This is a genomic window from Chroococcidiopsis sp. CCNUC1, assembly GCF_023546805.1.
Lineage (GTDB): Bacteria > Cyanobacteriota > Cyanobacteriia > Cyanobacteriales > Chroococcidiopsidaceae > Chroococcidiopsis > Chroococcidiopsis thermalis.
Map to the genome: position 1 here is coordinate 2,961,636 of NZ_CP097480.1, position 19,118 is coordinate 2,980,753.

Below are 19,118 nucleotides of genomic sequence, written 5' to 3' on the forward strand. Positions count from 1 at the left end.
CCTGGGATATAGAGCTGAAGCTAAACCGAGCAAAAACGTGCTGATGGTTTTGCTAAGTATATCCAAATTAGGAGACAAATAGACCCTAAGATAGATGATTAATTTGTGTAGCTGCGAAATTTATTTGTCCAAGCTTCAACGAAAATTGATGCGGTACATTTTAGGAGTGACTCCTGTTTGCTGCCGAAACCATTTGCCTAAATGACTGTGACTGCTGAAACCAGACTGCAAAGCAATGTCCATAATGGATAGTTCGGTTTGTTGGAGTAACTGCTTTGCCAGTTCCACCCGTTGCTGAAGCACGTATTGGTGAGGGGTAACTTGTATCGATCGCTTGAAGAGGCGGCTGAAATGAAATGGACTCATACCGAGTAATTGAGCTAAATCGGATAAGGTAATGTCGTCAGCCAGATGAGCATTAATGTAGTCCGCGACTTTCAGCAGTTGGCGATCGCTCAATCCCCCATCATATAGAGCTATATTACGCTCGACAGCCACGTAATTTCTGAGTAAATGTACGGCTAATACATTTGTCAGCGACTCAACATAAAGTTTTCCTGCCAGTCCCCCAGTTGTGAGTTCGGCAAGCAGCATCATGCTAATTTGTTCGATCTGAGGATTTCGAGCGCGGAACTCAGGCAATAGCTCAACGCGATCGGGATCGAGCTTGAGTGTATCTTGGGCAACCTGTTGGAAAAACTGAGATGCTAGCTGAATTCTTAAAATTCTGTCTTCGTCATTTCCCTGACAGATTAGTACGGCTTCAGCAGGGGTAATAGAAATATCGCCTTGGCTGAAAAGACCGCTATGACGACGATCTCCAAGTGTTAGTGACAGACGGGACGGACGACGATTTAAAGATACACAAAGGGTATGACTAGTTAAATTTTGATAGGTTTCTTGCCCTGGAGGATATCGAAATTCCTCAACCAAAATATTTTTCCAACCATACGCTTGACTGGAATAGATTGGCGGATAAAGATCGGTGTTAAGCTGAACGATCCGCGTCGGCGATCTCTCTAAACCTGGCATCTAGTTACCCAATCTCTTACACCTTCAATTATCGGTCACAGGTCACTGATAACTGAATAACTGATTCAAAGTCGCCGCAAGATTGTGATAGTCGCGCAAGGTTTGAGTAGTCCAGAATTTTCGACTTGGCTAAATTGTAGGGTACGAGCAACTACTACAGTAATAGAGCATTAGGAGATCTGATGGCACGTATTCTACACATTGATTCCAGTCCGAGAGGAGAGCGATCCCATTCTCGCAGGCTCACCAGAGAATTCGTTGAGGCTTGGAAACAAACTCACCCAGATGATATTGTTACCTATCGCGATGTCGGGCGCAATCCCGTTCCTCATGTTGACGAACCGTGGATTGCAGCTGCTTTTACACCGCCAGAACAACGAACCCCTGAATTACAAGAAGCAATTCGGATTAGCGATCGCCTAGTGGACGAATTCTTAGCCGCCGATCTCTATATCATTGGTATTCCCATGTACAACTTCAGCGTTCCCAGCACGCTCAAGGCTTACATTGACCAAATTGTACGCCCTAGACGAACATTTGTGTTTGAACCAGAGGATGCTGCAAATCCTTACAAACCACTAGTACTAGGTAAGAAAATGTTTATCATTACGGCGCGAGGTGATTCTGGCTTTGGAAGTGGCGAACGTAATGAAAAGCTGAATCATCAAGACCCTTATTTAAGAACGATCTTTGGATTTATTGGCATCACCGACATCAGCTTTATTTCTGTTGAGAATGATGAGTTTGGTGGCACGAGTTTGGCTAAATCGATCGCCAACGCTCAAGCAAAAATTGCCGAGTTAGTTGCAGCATAGAAGAGCTTTTACAGCTCTTGAGTCACAAACATGCTTAAATTCTGGCGATCGAGTCGAAGCCTTTTTGTAAGTGTCTGAGCCGATCCCAACTCGATCGCATCAGACGAATACTATACAGCCATTACACCCATGCTGGGAAGAGATTATCTTGACTTAAGGAATGGATGATGCTCTTTTTCAATTGATTCGATAACTGCTAATCCAATGGCAGAAGCCGATAAAAGCAGTACTACAGAAACCAGATAGGCGTTGACAAAAATGCGTAAGGCTGTATCGAAAAAAATGTACGTAGTCATTTTTACTTGCTTTGGCTCAACTTAGGAGTTGATGCGATTGACTTTTCTATTTACCCATTTGTCTAGGTGAGAGTTCCACCGAGAGATTACTGTAATTAATTTTCTTTTTAGATACCACCTCTGTGATTGTACGGAGGGAAGCTGACAGTGACTAGTGGCGCTTTGGTTAGTGACTAGTTAATTCCGTCTCCTGACTCCCTAAAAAAGACACCGTTCGATTGTAGCTACTACAGATTGAGACAGGGCAGGGAGATCGTAACCTCCTTCTAGACCGAAGACAATCCGGTGAGTAATCTTAAGACAAAATTCCGTAAATAATCCGTAATCTTGCGGTTGCAGGTACATTTCTGCTAAAGGATCGGCGGCGTTAGCGTCGTATCCAGCACTGACAATCAGTAGATCGGGTTGAAACTGAGTTAAAAATGGCATCACTTGAGTCTCAAACACTGGTTGGTAGTCAGCAATCGTGCTACCTGGGGGGAGGGGTAGGTTGAGGACGTTGTTGTGCGCGCCTGTTTCGGCGGCTGTACCAGTGCCAGGGTAGCAGGGAGACTGATGTAAGGAGCAAAAAGCGATTTGGGGGTGATTCTCGACGATCGCCTGAGTCCCGTTACCGTGGTGTACGTCCCAATCTAGAATTGCCACGCGCTCGATATTGGGTTTTTCTAAGGCATAATGAGCGGCGATCGCCGCGTTAGAAAATAAACAAAATCCCATACCGCGATCGCTTTCGGCGTGGTGTCCAGGGGGACGAGACAGGACAAAAGCAGGATTATTTGTTGCTAGCGTGTAATCGATCCCGTCCAACCATGCATTAACTGCTAATAGCGCTACATCGTAGCTACGGGGAGATACAGGAGTATCGAGATCCAAATAGCCGCCGCCTTGGGTGGCAAGTTCTCGAACAGATTGAATGTGATGGGGTGAATGGACTTTTTCCAACCACGCGATCGCCCTTTGGGGGTCTGTCACAGGCGATCGCCATTCTAGTTGGTGAGCAAAGCTAGTATGTTGTAAAGCAGATGCGATCGCGCTGATGCGTTCTGGTTTTTCTGGGTGAAACCGTCCCGTTTTGTGTTCGAGAAACTCGTCAGAATAGATGACAGCCAACATATCTAAATCCTAATTGATTCTCAGATTAGCGCGATATGGTTGTCATTCGTGAGTGGCTAGTGGCTGGTGGCTGGTGACTAGAAAAGAGACTAACCACTAGTCACTAACCACTAGTCACTTTCTTCAGGCTCATCTGTTGGCATAATATCATCGCGTAAATCTTCGCCACTATTGAGCATTTCTGGCGACACGGCTTGGTTTGCCCGCAATTCTTCAGGACTGAGTTGCTTCATTTGGTCGTGAATCGAAGGCGGGTGTTTAATTTTATCCAGTACCTCTGGATCGAGTTGCGATGGATCTCCTGGGGGATTTTGCTTTTCTGCTCGATCTGGAGCCGTTTCACTGCTCATATCTAATTCTCACCTCTACACGCCCCAGCTTAAAAGCGATCGCCTTTAGGCACACACTATCTTGAGGCTTAAATTCAGTTGTCAGTTCTCAGTTATCAGTAACCAACTACCAACTACCTATTACCCATTACCCATTACCAACCAATCCCTAGCAAAATATGATAAAATTTTGATATAATTTACAGCTTTTTGGCAGCTAAACCGAAGATTTAGCAACATCTTGGGCATTATCTGCCGGAAATCGACAAATTTGGAGTTTTTTGCAAAGATATGACCATCATTCCAACCGATCTGCGGAACGAAATGTCGCGGTCTTACCTGGAATACGCCATGAGCGTAATTGTAGGTAGGGCGCTACCAGATGCCAGGGATGGTCTGAAACCCGTGCATCGCCGAATTCTTTACGCCATGCATGAGTTGGGATTAACGGCAGACCGTCCGTTCCGTAAATGCGCCCGTGTTGTGGGGGAGGTACTAGGTAAATATCATCCCCACGGCGATACGGCTGTGTATGATGCCTTGGTACGGATGGCGCAGGATTTCTCCATGCGATCGCCCCTGATTGCAGGGCATGGTAACTTTGGCTCGGTGGATAACGATCCCCCAGCGGCAATGCGTTACACCGAATGTCGCTTGCAGGCATTAACTGAAAATGCTTTGTTACAGGACATTGAAGCCGAAACTGTAGACTTTATCGACAACTTCGACGGTTCCCAGCAGGAACCGATTGTTTTACCTGCGAGAATTCCCCAACTTTTGCTCAACGGGTCTTCGGGAATTGCCGTGGGGATGGCGACAAATATTCCGCCGCATAACTTGGGCGAATTAATTGACGGTGTAGTGGCGCTGATTCACAATCCAGAAATTAGCGATCGCCAGTTGATGCAATATATCCCTGGTCCCGACTTCCCTACGGGTGGAAAAATCTTGGGAACGTCGGGGATTCACGAAGCGTTTACCACCGGTCGCGGTTCAATTACGATGCGCGGCGTGGCGGAGATCGAAACGGTCGAACAACGAGGACGACCGGAACGGGAAGCAATTATCATTACTCAACTGCCTTACCAAACTAACAAGGCAGCCTTAATTGAAAAAATTGCCGAACTCGTTAATGACAAGCGGATTGAAGGGATTGCCGATATTCGGGATGAAAGCGATCGCGATGGGATGAGAATCGTGATCGAACTTAAGCGCGATGCCTATCCCCGCGTCGTTCTCAACAACCTCTACAAGCAAACTCCGCTTCAAGCTAACTTTGGTGCGAATATGCTGGCGTTGGTCAACAACGAACCCCAGCTATTGACTTTAAAACAGTTTCTTCACGTCTTCTTAGAGTTTCGCGTTGAATCAATTACCCGCCGCACCCGTTACGAACTGAGGAAAGCTGAAGAACGGGATCATATCCTGCAAGGGTTACTGATTGCCTTACTCAACCTAGATGAGATCATTGCTGCAATCCGCAGTGCTGCCGATACAACTACGGCAAAACAGCAATTAATCGATACTCATGGACTATCGGAAGCCCAAGCTGATGCAATTTTACAAATGCAGTTGCGGCGACTGACAGCACTAGAAGCAGAGAAAATTCGTCAAGAACACGAAGATTTACAAGTCCAAATTGCCGATTTAAAAGATATCTTGGCACGGCGAGAGCGGATTTTAGAAATCATCGAAACTGAAATCACCCAAATCAAACAAGCCCACGCCACCCCTCGCCGCACGGAAATCGAACCTGCTGAAGGGGAATTCGATGCGATTGACTTAATCGCCAACGAGAAAGCAGTAATTCTGTTGACGGAACAAGGCTACATCAAGCGGATGCCCTTAGATACCTTTGAAGCTCAAAGTCGGGCAACGCGAGGTAAATCGGGGACGCGAATGAAAGAGGATGATGGTGTCGATCACTTCCTCACCTGCTGCGACCACGACAGCGTTTTATTCTTCAGCGATCGCGGTGTCGTCTACTCCCTCAAAGCCTATCAAATTCCCGTGGGATCGCGTACCAGTCGGGGCGTGCCAATCGTGCAAATGCTGCCGATCCCTAAAGAAGAAAGGATTACTTCCATCGTCCCAGTTAGTGAATTTACTAGCGAAGAATACTTGGTAATGCTAACTAAAGGCGGTTACATCAAGAAAACCGAACTCGCAGCTTTCACCAATATTCGGGCAAACGGATTAATTGCAATTTCCCTAGAAGAAGGCGATCAATTGCGTTGGGTACGTAGGGCGCGAGTCGAAGATAGTATTATCATCGGTTCTCGCTTTGGCATGGCAATTCACTTTAGAACCAGTCACGAACAATTGCGTCCTTTAGGTAGAGCCACCCGGGGCGTGAAAGCCATGAAACTCAAAGAGGGAGACGAACTAATCGGCATGGATATCATTGCCAGTGCCGTACTTGCTGCTTCCCATATGGAAGAAGCCGACCCCGCTGAAGCCGAAGTCGAAGAAACCGAAATCGTCGAAACCGAAACTGAGGAGAATGGTGAAATAGCTAATGCTACTCAAGGTCCTTGGGTATTGATTGTGACAATGGCAGGATATGGCAAGCGCGTCCCCGTCTCCCAATTCAAGTTGTACAATCGTGCCACCAAAGGCAAAATTGCGACGAAATTCAAGCAAAATCGCAAATTCAAAGACAAGCTAGCAGCCTTGATGGTAGTCAATGAAGGCGACGAATTAATGCTGATCACGACTCGCGGCATTATCATTCGTCAATCCACCGATGCCATCCCCCGCCAATCGCGCAGTGCGACAGGCGTAAGAGTACAACGCTTGGACGAAGACGATGCGATCGCGGCTGTAGCTCTAGTTCCATCTGATGTCAGCGATGAAGCGGCTGCGTGCTAAGAGGAGCGAGGAGCGAGGAGTGAGGAGTGAGGGGATCGCCTCTCCTTTTTCGCTGCTTATTGCTCTTGCTAGCGGTATATTAATGGGGCTTACCGTTGCCCCTGTAGGAGCTTGGTTTCTTGCCTGGATTGCCCTAGCTCCTCTGTGGGTATTGGTAGTTACAACCCCCAAACATTCCTCACTCCTCGCTCCTCACTCCTTACCCCTCCTTTGGGGCATTGGCTATCACGGTGTCGCTTTATTTTGGATTACAGGCATTCATCCTATGACTTGGATGGGTGTACCGTGGTTGAGTAGTCTGGCGATCGCCCTTTTCTGCTGGATCTTCATCACCCTCTGGGGAGCCGCTCTAGTGGTTGCCTGGGGTGTTGGCATGAAAGCACTGCTAAATTGGCGAATTCCCACTTTAAAATCCCTACTCCCAAACGCAAAAACACAAAAAACCCTTTGCGCCTTCGCACGCCAGTTGCTACAACGGAGGGAACCTCACGCCAGTCGCCTCAACGGGGGAAACCCCCGCACGGTGCTGGCTCCGCAACGCACCGGCTCGTCTTTGCGCGACAAAATTCCTCTTAGTCTCGTCCGCCTCCTCATCGGCGTTGCTCTTTGGTGCGGCTTAGAAAGCTTGTGGAGTGCCGGACCCTTGTGGTGGTCTTCGCTTTCCTACACCCAAAGCCCCCACAACCTACCCATTCTCCATCTCGGACAACTTTCTGGAGCAAGTGCTGTTACAGCTGCGATCGTCGCTGTCAATGGATTGTTTGCCGAAGCTTGGATTGCAGTTGTAGGGGCGCACAGCCGTGCGCCCATTCAGGGGAGTCGAAAAACATCTGTTGTCTTTTGCCTTTTGCCTTTTGCTTTTTGCCTTTTATTACACCTTTTGGGCTACAGCTTGTACAGCCGTCCCCTGATTCAGTCTCCAGACACAGTTCTCAAAGTTGGGATCGTCCAGGGTAACGTCCCGAATAAAATCAAACTTTATCCCGAAGGTTTTCGGAAGGCGATCGAAGGTTATACGACTGGCTACCAAACTTTAGCAGATCGGGGAGTTGATGCAGTTTTAACTCCAGAAGGAGCTTTACCTTTTCGCTGGAATGACGTTCAACGCACTTCTTTTTACTCCGCTGTCAAAGAAAGGGGCGTAGTTGCTTGGTTGGGATTGTTTGGCGACAAAAAAGGAGGCTATACGAACAGTATTTTTACCCTACTGAGTAACGGACAGATTTTTAGTCGTTATGACAAATCAAAATTAGTACCGATTGGCGAATACGTTCCATTCCAAGAAATTTTAGGTGGGATTGTTTCTCGACTTTCACCGCTTGACGAGCATCAAATAGCAGGTGCGCCAAATCAGTTATTCGATACTCCTTTCGGTCGAGCAATTGTCGGAATTTGTTACGAATCTGCCTTTCCCGAACGATTTCGCTACCAAGCTGCTGCTGGAGGGCAATTTATCCTCAGTCCCTCCAACGATGCCCATTACAGCGCTGCGATGCCAGCTCAGCACCATGCTTTAGATATCATGCGGGCGATCGAAACTGACAGATGGGCTGTGCGTGCTGTCAATACCGGATATTCTGCTTTTGTCGATCCTCACGGTAAGACAGTTTGGATATCGGGACACAATACTTATGAAATCCATTCCGAAACTATTTATCGCCGTCAAACCAAAACTTTATACGTGCGTTGGGGCGATTGGCTGACACCGATGTTGATGGTTGTGGCTGTTGTCGTTTGGCTGGTAAGGCTTGTTGGACAAGTTTAGGTTTTAGGGTTTTAGATCGTATATGAGAAGGTCGCGATCGCTCTATTCTAGAGGTAATTCAAATCCAGGTAAAATATCTTCTCCAGAGAGGACGGAAGGTAAAAATATGACTTCTACAGGCTGGTTGGCGCGATAAATTTCTACTTGGCTATTTTGAGGGTTAATTAACCAACCCAAACGCAAACCATTAGCCAAATATTCTTGCATTTTCTCTTGTAATGGTTTTAGCGTATCGGTGCGAGAGCGCAATTCAATTGTAAAATCTGGGCATATGGGAGGAAACTTTTCTCGTTCTTCTGGAGTTAGAGCCTCCCATCGTTCCAATCTTATCCAAGCTGCATCAGGAGAACGGTTAGCACCATTGGGGAGACGAAAAATTGTGGAGGAACTAAAGACTTTTCCTAGCTTGGTTTGACGATTCCAATTATTCAAATCTGTTATCAGATCTGCTTCTTGATTGCCGCTTTCTCCTCCTACGGGTGGCACGATAATTAAATCTCCTTTGGCATTAAGCTCTAAATTCAACTCGCGATTTGCCATGCACAGTTGATAAAACTGTTCCTGAGTCAAATGCACGATTGGTTCTAGATTTAATATCACCGTATCCATAAAGAATGGTAATGGGTAATGGGTAGTTGGTAATTGTTGGTTGACAGTTTATTCTCCCTTGTCTCCCTTGTCCCCCTTGTCTCATTTCTTCGCTTCCCAAGGCTTAACTTGCACTTCTCCCTTGGGTGTAAAGGTGACTTGAAATTGAGCTAAGGATTCTGGTGGCGTAGCACTACCAGCAGCAGGTTGGGATAGCAGGCGAGGTAGGGGAGTTTGCTGGACTTGCCCGTTGGATATGTCGTTAGTCGCAACATAGCCTTTAATCGCTCCATTAGCAGCTACGCCAACGCGGTAAACTAAATCTTGACCGAGGGCTACGTTAGGCTTCCACGCCGGTCGGAGTTGGTCGGTGAGTTTTTGCTGTAATTGCACCAATTGCAACGGATCGGTGATGGGTGGTGCGTTAGCAATGTTGGTAGATTGGGCGGATGGAGAGGTGGCTTCTGTAGGACGGCGGACAGCTTCGGGAATGGGAATTAAGAAAAAGGCGATCGCGGCTAGGGCTAATCCTGATGCGCCTACGGTGGCGGGTACGGCTTGCTTGACTAACTGCTGTCCCGATCGCACGTAGCGCCGCGAAACTGGAGCTAGTTGCAGCGTTAAATCTGGTAGGGTTTGGGTATCGGCAAAAAACTGATCGATTGCCTCTACTAAGTCAAATAACTGTACTGTTGTCAGCTCGACTTCCTGCGTCGTGCCTTCGGTGTGGCTATTTGCCTCTGATTCTTTATGACTTTCTGGCTGGACGGTCAAACGATGACGATCGCGATCGATTTTTTGCAGATGTACCAAGCTAGATTCTTTGTTGTGCGCTTCTGGGTGCGTGACGTGACTCAAAAATTCTTGGGCGTAACCGCTAACAGCTGTCACTAAACTTTCAAAAAAATCTCTACCACCAGTCAAGGTTTGTTTTGCCTGGATCAGCTGACACTCAACATAGGTCAAAATTGTGAGTACGGGTCGCCCGTCAAAGGATTGGGAGTCAGTCGCGCGATCGCTCAATCCCTCTAAAACCAGCGTGCAATTGGGCAGGCTATACTTACGTTGAATCGTCGTCATTCTACTTCCCCATCAAACAAACTAATCCACAACCGCTGCATTCCCGCTGTCCCCGTACAAAATAGCAATTGTTGCAGCAGTGTCAGTGCTAGTTCATCCAACTTTTCAGGGGAATTGTAAGCCAGTACCCCAGAACGACGAGGATTCATCCGACTGCGAAAATGCGATCGAAACCTTTCGAGATAATTAGACAAGCGTAAATTTTGTTCAAGTGGAATTCCTTTGTCACGCATTTGCTGATATGTCAATAGCAACTGTCGAATCACAGCTGTCAACCTGCGGGCTAAATCGGCGGCGATGACGACAAGTGCTTTAGCCTCTAGTAAACTGAGGTCGCGCCGAGCGTGCGATCGCCTCAATGGGTTCGTACAGCGCATTCGCCACAAGTTTACCCGATTTTTGACAATATCTTGTAGTTCTAGCTCCTGCGCTATTGCCAAGAATAATTCCGAACCACCAAGTTCTAGGGCTTCAATCGCCAGTAACATCAAATCAATTTGCAACCTCACCCTTTGAGGACAAGCCCTTTCATCAACAGGTGGGTTAGGTAAACTTTCCAGCATCAGGGGGAGGGATGGGACGGTTGAACTATCTAACGGATTCGCGCTTGCGGAGACATTCATCTTAACCAAAGATATACGAGTAAATAACTAAAACCAGCCTTCACTAGATTGGCAAAATTGGCGACTGACTGTCTACTTTTAGCATAGAAGGGAGTCGGGAGTCGGGAAGAAGGGGACAAGGGAGACAAGGAAGACAAGGGGGACAAGGGAGCAATTCTAGTCACTAGTCACCCGCCACTAGTCACTGATAACTGATAACTGGTAACTGATAATAAGGTTTCCCTGATTCTCGCTCGAAATTAGCGATCGCACGTAACAATTTAAAACATCTGGAATTCTAGTGTACGATTTTTCAAAGTCTTCCTAAGTCTGCCAATATAGATAGTTGCCGTTATACTCAGCCAGTCTCGCTGACAACCTATGGATCTCAAGTCCCTGATTCGCGATATTCCCGATTTTCCCAAGCCTGGTATTTTGTTTCGAGATATTACCACTTTGCTGCGCGATGCCGCAGGGCTACGCCATGCCATAGATAGTCTGGCTGATAAGCTGGATGGTGCGGGGTTAAATGCTGAATATATTGTAGGAATTGAGTCACGCGGCTTTATCATTGGTGCAGCTTTGGCTTATAAATTAGGCATTGGCTTTATTCCCGTGCGTAAACCTGGGAAGTTACCCTCTTTGGTTCACTCGGTTGAATACGAACTAGAGTATGGCATGGATAAGTTAGAAGTGCATCAAGATGCCTTGCAGCCTGGTAGTCGGGTATTGATTGTAGATGACTTGATCGCCACTGGGGGAACCGCCAGCGCCACGGCTAAGTTAGTGCAGCAAATCGGCTGCGAGTTGGTTGGTTTTGGGTTTATCGTCGAGTTACGAGATTTAGCAGGGCGGCGGAATTTGCCCGACGTGCCAATTGTGGCGCTAGTGGAGTATTAATGAGATTATCTTGTGACTTGTTACAAAGATCTTGACCCAATCGATTATTTCCCTGTAGGAAATGATATTCTCCTACAGGCTATAGGCTGGCTAGGTAAAGAGCTTGAATTCCAAACTGGAAGAGTTGGGCAGCAGTTCTTTAATAAGCTATGTGAATCAGCAGAAAATCCTTGGCAACCATTCATTTCAGCAGGCTTTCATACTTGCGACCTTTGCCAGTTTCCGTTTTCTGAGCAAAATTTATGGAGCGATTACTTTTTATCTTGCTAATCAAGAACTAATTAATCGCTATCTTGAAAAGGGAGAAGAAGAATTTGAAAAGCTGCGACTCTCTTTAAGAGAAAGAAATCCAGCTCTGTATCAAAAACTAATAGCTGCTAAAGCCCAAAAGCAGGGCAAAGCATGACGAAAATTCGATTTCAAGCAAATGCCGACTTGAAACAGGCAATTGTGACTGGTACACTCTGAAGAGAAACAAATATTGATTTTCAATCAGCTTATGTAGCAGGATGAGAAGGTAAGACAGACCAAGAGGTATTAGCTATAGCTGCGCGAGACGAGAGAGTACTCGTGACTCACGATCGCAAAACTATGCCAGTTGAATTTGGTAAGTTTATTACTACAAAAACTAGTACTGGAGTTATAATTATTTCTCAAAATCTGTCAATTAGTGATGCGATTGAATCTCTTATTCTAATTTGGGAAGCATCTGAAGCAGAAGAATGGATAAATCAGATTATGTCTATTCCTTTTTAATTGATTTGTGAATTGGCGATCGGATAGATGCAGGTCTTAGCTACCGAATATTAGCCTAAATTAGTAGCCTCCGGTAAGTCAAATAATATCGTCGTCATGTAGTGTTCTGCCCACTCTACACCAAAGGCTTTTTCTAACACTCGGCGAGTTTTGTCATTTTGCTGCTGTTTTGTACAGTAATATTGTTGCGCGGCGAAAATTTCGGCTTGTTGCGTTTTAGAAACAGGTTGAGATGCGATCGCCTGGGTACAATGTATTTCTAAAAATCCTCGTACCATTGCCAAAAATTTCTCTTCTTCCTCTGGAGAACCAGGACGAATAAACGTGCAAAACGGTGAAAAGATATCTCCCCAAACCGGAAGTTCTCGGGGTTGAGAGAAATTCGGATTTGGTAAAGCAGAAAGTGCAGCAGTATAAGCAGATGGTAAAGTTCGGTCTCGATTTAAAGGCGATAAATCTGCGATCGCAGCACTAATTTGTCCCCTTCCTCCGACTAAGTCACAGCCAAACATGGGTAGAGCATATTCTATGCGGGGAAACATGACGCAGTGCAAAATATCTAGCGTCGTTCCCACTTTCGCCAATTCTAGGTGTAGTTTGCGAAATTGGGGTGTTTGATAACAACGATTTTCAATTGTCAGTTTCTCTCCCTCCAATCTGCCTTCGACATAGCCTAACTCTGCGGGAATGACGTAGGGTGAAAGTTCTAAGTGGTTTTGCCAAACAGATTCGATCGCGTCGGCTAGTTGCCGAATTAGAGAGTGCTGTTGCGATCGCAGTGAAGGAGTAGAAGCAGGTGTCATGGAAAAATACTCAATACCGGACTGTGAATGCTGAATTCATCACTTACAACTCCTCATTCTATTACTCTATGTGGCTCGGAACTTAAAAGGCGATCGTATATCTGGCTGGAACAAACGTAAAGTTATCCAACGATAGATGCAGCTTCTCTCGAAGTTTCTGTAGCATAAACTACAGAAATGCAATTTTTACAGATTGCCGATCGACTTTTCTGAGTAAAGAGGGCAAAGGCAGTGCAACTAAATTCTCACAAACAACACAAAACCGCCGATAGAACCTATTCAAACTGGCTGAACAAAATTTATGACAATTCATTAGAGCAATGTCAACGCAATGGTTGGGTCAAGTTGCGAGAACTTCCCAGTACTTACAGTCATGATGAAGCATTGCTCCTGTGCCAAGTGGGAAAAGACGAGTGGTTAGCTTGGATTCCAGATCGTGGAGAAGCTGTACTGCACGCGGATCAATTTGAGGTGGATGGTAATTGGTAGTTGTTGGTTGTCGGTTATTAGTTGTCAGTCACTAATCTTTTGCAAATGTAGTTTTGACTTTTAACTTTTAACTTTTGACTTTTGACTTACCTATCCCAAAACTCCGTCACCTCATAACCAAGTTGCGATAGCATTTGGCGCAGTAGGGGCAAGCTGAGACCAATTACATTTGAGTGACAGCCTTCAATTTTATCGACAAATAGACCTCCGCGCCCTTCTAAAGCAAAAGCACCAGCACACTTGAGGGGTTCTCCGGTAGCAACGTAGGCTCTAATAGCGCGATCGCTCATTTGAGCAAAATAAACCCGCGTGACTTGAGTGCGGACAAGTATTTGTTGTTGCGGCTGGTCGATAATAGCATGACCTGTATACAGTTCCCCCACTTGACCGCTCATGTGCTGCCAACGGGCGATCGCGACTTCTGCATTCTCTGGTTTACCATGTATTTCTCCATTTAACAGCAAGACAGAATCACAGCCCACAATTAAAGCTGAATCAAATTGAGGTGCGATCGCTTCCGCTTTACAACGCGCTAAAGTTTCTACCAATTCAGTCGCATTCTCGGTTTGAATTTGAGACTCATCAAAATTGCTGACGCGCACAATTGGTTCGATGCCAACCATTTGTAACAAGCGCCGCCGCGCCGGAGAAGCGGAAGCCAAAACAAATTGTGGTAAACCCATGTCAGTTATCAGTTATCAGTTATCAGTTATCAGTCGGCTTCTTAGATGATCCCATTCCACGGTAGGATTGACTGTGATTTAAGTATGAATGTGAATGGATTGTATATGAAGCACTATTGGTCACGTCTACTTGCCCTGGTTTTGGTAGTCGTTATTGGTTTAATGGGCTGCTCTAGTGGCGGTGGGCTTTCTGGAGATTATCGTCAAGATACCTTGGATGTGATAGGTGTATTGCGCAACGCAATCGAACTACCGCAAGATGCACCGAACAAAGGCGAAATCCAAGCAGAAGCCCGCAAAAAAATTAATGATTTCGCCGCTCGCTATCAGCGTAATGGTAGTTTGACAGGTTTAAGTTCTTTTACCACCATGCGCACCGCTTTAAATTCCCTGGCTGGTCACTACAGTTCTTATCCTAACCGTCCTCTACCGGCAAAACTGAAGCAACGCCTGGAATTAGAATTCAAACAAGTAGAGATGGCGGTGGCTCGGGGAAATTAAGCTTAGTTACAGTCGCATATTTAAGAAATATGTATCTTTGCTGGTGGCAAGCAGGTTACTGCTTGCCAGTATTTTTTTACACAAATAAAGTAGGCGATCGCCTACCGGGAAACGGATAAAGGAAACATCAGTGGCAGGAATTCCGAATAATTACGAATTACACAGGACAAATTCCGAATTATTCTGAGTGATGGTAGCAACCAAAGGTCGAATACTAACGTCAAACTAAGTCGGAAGTTATGAGTCGTAAGTTGTAAGTGGAAGAGTTATCTTCTGCACTCTAGAACATAAAGTCAGCAAATTTAATCGTTTGTCAACTCTTTAAGGCTATCCATAATACTTTCTTAACTTCCGACTTCTGACTTCTGAATTCCTTTGTCCTATTTCTTGTTTTTAGGAATGTCCGATTGCAAATTAAGTCAATTAAAATTCTTGCAACTGCGCCTATTACAACGATACCTAGCGGCGATCGCCTTTACGAGTAGCTTACTGGTAATGAGCTTGGGGAACCATCCTGTAATAGCCCAAACAACTGCCTACTGTCAGGAATCAGAAGCAGTAAGGCAAGAGAAAGAAAGCTTACTTCAGAAAGCATTACAAGGTGACACAGAGGCGCAAAACCGCTATAAACAGCTAATAAACCAACAAGCACAGCAATTAGCAGAGTGCCGCGATCGCACTCCGCCTCAACATCAAGCGATCTGGTTGCGCCTTTATCCCTGCGATACTCAGCCTGGGGTATTAGACAAGATTATGGATCGGATTGTCAGCCGAGGCTATAACTACGTTTACATCGAGACATTTGCGGATGGGCAAGTCCTATTACCCGCATCGGCTAACCCGACAGCATGGCCCGCGATGGTGCGTACCCCTGGCACGGAAAATACAGATTTACTCGCCGAAGCTATTCAAAAAGCCCACGAACGAGGCTTGAAAGTCTACGCTTGGATGTTTATGATGAACTTCGGCTATTCCTACGGGCAACGTAGCGATCGCCAATCGGTATTAGCCAGGAACTTTAAAGGCGATACGAGCTTAAATGTTGTAGATAACGCCAGTCAAGTATTTATCGATCCTTACAACGTCCAGGCAAAGCGCGACTTCTATCAGTTGGTGCAACAAGTGGTACGCCGCCGCCCTGACGGAGTCTTATTTGACTACGTGCGTTATCCACGCGGTTTGGGTGGTGCTTCTGTAGTCTCTAAAGTACAAGATTTATGGATTTATAGCGAAGCAGCCCGTCAAGCTTTAGAACAACGGGCGTTGAACAAAAAGGGGCGAGAACTGATTAAACGCTATGTTGCTAAGGGTGCATTGTCAGCCTCAGATGTTGATGAGGTCGATAAGCTTTATCCCGATGAAGGAGAACCACTTTGGCAGGGACGCACTCCACCCACTCAAGAGGAGAAAAAAGTGTTACCGAGTGCTGCGGCGCGTCGTCCGCTGCTACAGTTAGAGTTATGGCGGTTGAGTGTAGCCCATGCCCTACAAGGAATTCTCGATTTTGTCGCCTTGGCAGCTTCACCAGTACAACAACAGGGAATACAGACAGGGTTAGTGTTTTTTCCTGATGGCAACCAAGTTGTGGGTGAGGGGTATGATTCCCGCTTACAGCCTTGGGATCGGTTTCCTACCAGTGCAGAATGGCATCCCATGTCCTATGCTGCTTGCGGTAATGCCGATTGTATTGCGGCTTTGGTGCAAAGAGTGTTTAAATACGCGCCACCTGAAGCTAAAGTTATTCCGGCGATCGCTGGTACATGGGGACAGTCTATCAGCAATCGCCCCTCTCTTGAAGCTCAAATGAGCGCGATCGAGCGTGCTGCACCTCAAGTTAAAGGAATTAGCCATTTTGCTTTTTCTTGGCAAGAACCGGAAATTGAAAATTTGCGGAAGTCTTGTCGCTGGAAATAGTTATATCATCAGGTGGGCATTGCCCACCCTACACTTAAATTTCATGCTATAAATTTAGTGCGAGTTGTTCGCAAATTGAATCAGAATAAGTGTAATTTTGAAATAACTGAAAAGCTTTTCGATCGAGTGCGGTTGAGAGTTTTGCACTGAGGTCTAGACGATTCATCCAGTGTAGTGTTTTCGATAAAGCTAAATGCTGCCGCATGGAGATATCAATGTCATTACTATTTAATTGAATAACGCAAATCCTTCCAGTGATACGATGATGAGCGATCGCATGGGTAAATTTTCCTGGTAGTTGAAGCGGTTGCCAACGATCGAGCTTTGATAATTGATGAGCGAGCGTCAAAGGAAAGCCAATCGTTTTGGCTAAAAAACCATCTGTTCTTTCTCCAATTGCCAAAGTATCGGTTTGTCGATGCCAAAAAATTAGCACGAATAATTCCGTATCTACTAAAACGCGGCGGGGTTTTTTAGGAGGACAAATTTCAATACAATTGTTAGCGTAAGCCAAACATTGCATTTGTAAAGGACAAATATCGCAACGGGGTTTCGTTTTTCGGCAGATTGTTGCACCCAACTCCATCATCGCTTGATTAAAATCACCAGGACGATCGCTAGGAATGACTTGCGTGAGATAATCTTGAATGCGCGATCGCCCTGCTGTATTCCACACATCTTGTAAGGCTAGCAAGCGACTCACCACCCGGATGACGTTACCATCAATACAAGGAACTTTTTCGTTCAAGCAAATACTAGCGATCGCGGCAGCAGTATAATCGCCACAACCTGGAATTTGCAACCATTCGCGATAAGATTGGGGAAAACGACCGTTGAGGCGGTTGACGATGAACTCTGCACCTTTTTTCAAGTTTCTCGCTCGTGCGTAATATCCCAATCCAGCCCAGAGTCGGTGTAGTGTCTCTTCATCGCAGTTGGCTAAATCGTCTACCGTAGGCAGTTGTTGAACAAATTGAGCAAATTTAGGTAAGACAACGGCTAGAGTCGTCTGTTGGCTCATAACCTCGCAGATCCAAGTATGATAAATATTGACCTGCTGTCGCCACGGTAGCGGTCTGCGATCGCGATCGTACCAAGTCAGGAGTTGTCTTATACCTCGAGCCTTTAACACTTTTTTCACATAAGTTAGGTAGATATTTACGTTGGCTTTACCTAAAACCTAAATTTAAAGATTATTCTATGGTTATATACAGAAGATAACTAGTTGAAACTCTATAACTTAACCAGCATAGCGCCTGTAGAAGACAATTCTCCAGGCGCTATAGCTATTGCGATAACTGGTTGCTTGTGAATGGCTAGTGGCTGGACTTTTTTCTAGCCACCAACCACTAGTTACTAGCCACTGATTAAAAGCCAGCAAAGTTATAGCCAACACCAATTTGAATACCTACTTCTGTATCATCTAAAAAGCCTACGTTCGCACCTACGTTAGCTGTAAATTGCTCACCTATTGGTACATCTACACCAGCAGTTAACATTGGTCCTACATCGCTATCATCTCCCGTAGAAATACCCAAACCACCGCCGACATAGGGTGCAAAAATCGAACCAGCTTCCGAACCTGTATCGATTCCTGTAGGTTGCAAGTTAAAGTCGTAGGTCACAGGAATCAAGATGGTTGTATTGTCCCCAATGATGACTGACGGACGTGCAGAGACAGCATTGGTTAATCCGATTTTACTGATGACGGTGAAGTTAGTGTCACCTAAAGCTGTACTACCGTCTATCCCAATATTCGCTCCCACGCCTACGTAGCTAGAACCACCACGGGTAGACGATCCTGGTTCAATTGGATCTGGATTAGTTGCTGGTGGTTCTGTTGGGGTAGTTGGTTCTGTAGTAGGAGTCGTTGGATCTGTAGTGGGAGTAGATGGTTGAGTGCTGGGATACGTTGGATCTGTAGTGGGAGTAGATGGTTGAGTGCTGGGATACGTTGGATCTGTAGTGGGAGTAGATGGTTGAGTGCTGGGATACGTTGGATCGGCTTGTGCGATCGTGTTAACTCTCGATCTATCCTTCAAAGCAGCAGCAGAAGTAGAAATTTTAGGGTTTGCAGTTTGCGCTGATGCTGGCAGTTCGCTTGCAACTGCTACAACAGTTGCAAAACTAAACACAATGGCAGTCGAATGGAAAAATTTAACATTCATTTTTGTCATCCTCACATACGATTTGCTTTTTTTGGAGTCTATTACACGAATTTCTGCACCAGATTTGGCACTCCCAGCAGAATTCTAATCGTCTTTTACTGGTAAACTTGCGCTTTGTATAGTTAGTCCTAAAGCTCGCATATCTACCTTAGGTTAGACTTAGGTTAGAAAAATTAATTCTCAGAAGTTATGTTTGATTTCTGCATTTTGTAGTTTTAGCTCAGAAAAATGATAAAAATTTGTCGTTACGTCTATTTTTACCAAAAAACTTTAATTTTTGTTGGATTAAGAGCAACTATATATCAATAGTGGTAACAAGCAAAAATTAGAGTATTTCTAAAGAGATACTCAAAATAAAATCAACTCTACTTAAGTTAGAAAATTTAATCTTGTAACTCTGATTATTTGTCTAT

General features: G+C 45.5%; 19 protein-coding genes and 1 pseudogene. 9 read left to right on the forward strand and 11 right to left on the reverse strand.

Annotated elements, in window-relative coordinates:
- Window positions 1-135: 135 nt before the first annotated feature.
- Complete coding sequence (locus M5J74_RS13810; protein WP_106216075.1) at window positions 136-1,032, reverse strand: helix-turn-helix domain-containing protein; 897 nt, start codon at window positions 1,030-1,032, stop codon at window positions 136-138.
- Window positions 1,033-1,214: 182 nt separating this feature from the next.
- Between M5J74_RS13810 and M5J74_RS13815 the strand changes: the two genes are divergently transcribed.
- Entirely contained in the window at window positions 1,215-1,847 is a 633-nt protein-coding gene (locus M5J74_RS13815) for an FMN-dependent NADH-azoreductase (RefSeq protein WP_106216076.1), read from the forward strand.
- A 143-nt stretch (window positions 1,848-1,990) separates the two neighbouring features.
- Here the strand turns inward: M5J74_RS13815 and M5J74_RS13820 are convergent, their stop codons facing one another.
- The 3 genes from M5J74_RS13820 to M5J74_RS13830 form a co-directional block, all read right to left on the reverse strand.
- Window positions 1,991-2,143: a hypothetical protein gene (locus M5J74_RS13820; RefSeq protein ID WP_015154671.1), complete on the reverse strand. Its 153-nt coding sequence runs from the start codon at window positions 2,141-2,143 to the stop codon at window positions 1,991-1,993.
- Between the two features lie 198 nt (window positions 2,144-2,341).
- Window positions 2,342-3,256: a histone deacetylase gene (locus M5J74_RS13825; protein WP_250016991.1), complete on the reverse strand. Its 915-nt coding sequence runs from the start codon at window positions 3,254-3,256 to the stop codon at window positions 2,342-2,344.
- Window positions 3,257-3,366: 110 nt separating this feature from the next.
- The gene (locus tag M5J74_RS13830; protein WP_015154673.1) at window positions 3,367-3,606 is read right to left on the reverse strand and encodes a hypothetical protein; all 240 of its coding nucleotides are present in this window, start codon (window positions 3,604-3,606) and stop codon (window positions 3,367-3,369) included.
- Between the two features lie 270 nt (window positions 3,607-3,876).
- Between M5J74_RS13830 and gyrA the strand changes: the two genes are divergently transcribed.
- Window positions 3,877-6,456, forward strand: a complete 2,580-nt coding sequence (gyrA, locus tag M5J74_RS13835) for a DNA topoisomerase (ATP-hydrolyzing) subunit A (protein WP_015154674.1) — start codon at window positions 3,877-3,879, stop codon at window positions 6,454-6,456.
- 82 nt (window positions 6,457-6,538) lie between these two features.
- Window positions 6,539-8,221 carry an apolipoprotein N-acyltransferase gene (gene lnt / locus M5J74_RS13840; RefSeq protein ID WP_371934040.1) on the forward strand — a complete coding sequence of 561 codons (1,683 nt, stop codon included), beginning with the start codon at window positions 6,539-6,541 and terminating at the stop codon, window positions 8,219-8,221.
- Window positions 8,222-8,263: 42 nt separating this feature from the next.
- On the opposite strand, the gene M5J74_RS13845 is transcribed toward lnt, so the two are convergent.
- The 3 genes from M5J74_RS13845 to M5J74_RS13855 all read right to left on the reverse strand — a co-directional run bounded on the left by M5J74_RS13845 (window position 8,264) and on the right by M5J74_RS13855 (window position 10,512).
- The gene (locus M5J74_RS13845) at window positions 8,264-8,830 is read right to left on the reverse strand and encodes a Uma2 family endonuclease (protein ID WP_015154676.1); all 567 of its coding nucleotides are present in this window, start codon (window positions 8,828-8,830) and stop codon (window positions 8,264-8,266) included.
- An 81-nt stretch (window positions 8,831-8,911) separates the two neighbouring features.
- On the reverse strand, window positions 8,912-9,889 hold the full coding sequence (locus M5J74_RS13850) for a DUF4335 domain-containing protein (protein ID WP_106216079.1): 978 nt from the start codon (window positions 9,887-9,889) through the stop codon (window positions 8,912-8,914).
- Complete coding sequence (locus tag M5J74_RS13855) at window positions 9,886-10,512, reverse strand: DUF3038 domain-containing protein (protein ID WP_015154678.1); 627 nt, start codon at window positions 10,510-10,512, stop codon at window positions 9,886-9,888. The genes M5J74_RS13850 and M5J74_RS13855 overlap by 4 nt, the downstream gene beginning before the upstream one ends.
- A 360-nt stretch (window positions 10,513-10,872) precedes the next feature.
- Here M5J74_RS13855 and M5J74_RS13860 point away from each other — a divergent pair, with 360 nt between their 5' ends.
- The 3 genes and pseudogenes from M5J74_RS13860 to M5J74_RS33435 all read left to right on the forward strand — a co-directional run bounded on the left by M5J74_RS13860 (window position 10,873) and on the right by M5J74_RS33435 (window position 12,147).
- A complete protein-coding gene (locus M5J74_RS13860; RefSeq protein WP_015154679.1) occupies window positions 10,873-11,391 on the forward strand; it encodes an adenine phosphoribosyltransferase in 519 nt (172 codons plus the stop codon).
- A gap of 103 nt (window positions 11,392-11,494) precedes the next feature.
- A complete protein-coding gene (locus M5J74_RS13865) occupies window positions 11,495-11,797 on the forward strand; it encodes a hypothetical protein (protein ID WP_146139684.1) in 303 nt (100 codons plus the stop codon).
- Window positions 11,794-12,147 (forward strand): annotated as a pseudogene (locus M5J74_RS33435) (DUF5615 family PIN-like protein). The gene M5J74_RS13865 and the pseudogene M5J74_RS33435 overlap by 4 nt, the downstream one beginning before the upstream one ends.
- Window positions 12,148-12,197: 50 nt before the next feature.
- On the opposite strand, the gene M5J74_RS13875 reads toward M5J74_RS33435, so the two are convergent.
- Window positions 12,198-12,950, reverse strand: a complete 753-nt coding sequence (locus M5J74_RS13875) for a phycocyanobilin:ferredoxin oxidoreductase (RefSeq protein WP_015154681.1) — start codon at window positions 12,948-12,950, stop codon at window positions 12,198-12,200.
- 231 nt (window positions 12,951-13,181) lie between these two features.
- On the opposite strand from M5J74_RS13875, the gene M5J74_RS13880 reads away from it, so the two are divergent.
- Window positions 13,182-13,439: a hypothetical protein gene (locus M5J74_RS13880; RefSeq protein ID WP_015154682.1), complete on the forward strand. Its 258-nt coding sequence runs from the start codon at window positions 13,182-13,184 to the stop codon at window positions 13,437-13,439.
- A gap of 86 nt (window positions 13,440-13,525) precedes the next feature.
- Here M5J74_RS13880 and M5J74_RS13885 read toward each other — a convergent pair whose 3' ends face one another.
- Window positions 13,526-14,122: a nucleoside triphosphate pyrophosphatase gene (locus M5J74_RS13885; RefSeq protein ID WP_015154683.1), complete on the reverse strand. Its 597-nt coding sequence runs from the start codon at window positions 14,120-14,122 to the stop codon at window positions 13,526-13,528.
- A 105-nt stretch (window positions 14,123-14,227) separates the two neighbouring features.
- Between M5J74_RS13885 and psb27 the strand changes: the two genes are divergently transcribed.
- Window positions 14,228-14,623 carry a photosystem II protein Psb27 gene (psb27, locus tag M5J74_RS13890; protein WP_041462465.1) on the forward strand — a complete coding sequence of 132 codons (396 nt, stop codon included), beginning with the start codon at window positions 14,228-14,230 and terminating at the stop codon, window positions 14,621-14,623.
- 399 nt (window positions 14,624-15,022) lie between these two features.
- A complete protein-coding gene (locus tag M5J74_RS13895) occupies window positions 15,023-16,537 on the forward strand; it encodes a family 10 glycosylhydrolase (protein WP_015154685.1) in 1,515 nt (504 codons plus the stop codon).
- A gap of 46 nt (window positions 16,538-16,583) precedes the next feature.
- On the opposite strand, the gene M5J74_RS13900 is transcribed toward M5J74_RS13895, so the two are convergent.
- Window positions 16,584-17,669 carry an A/G-specific adenine glycosylase gene (locus tag M5J74_RS13900; protein WP_250016993.1) on the reverse strand — a complete coding sequence of 362 codons (1,086 nt, stop codon included), beginning with the start codon at window positions 17,667-17,669 and terminating at the stop codon, window positions 16,584-16,586.
- 235 nt (window positions 17,670-17,904) lie between these two features.
- Window positions 17,905-18,705 (reverse strand): hypothetical protein, encoded by an 801-nt coding sequence (locus tag M5J74_RS13905; RefSeq protein WP_250016995.1) that lies wholly within the window; start codon window positions 18,703-18,705, stop codon window positions 17,905-17,907.
- Window positions 18,706-19,118: the final 413 nt, after the last annotated feature.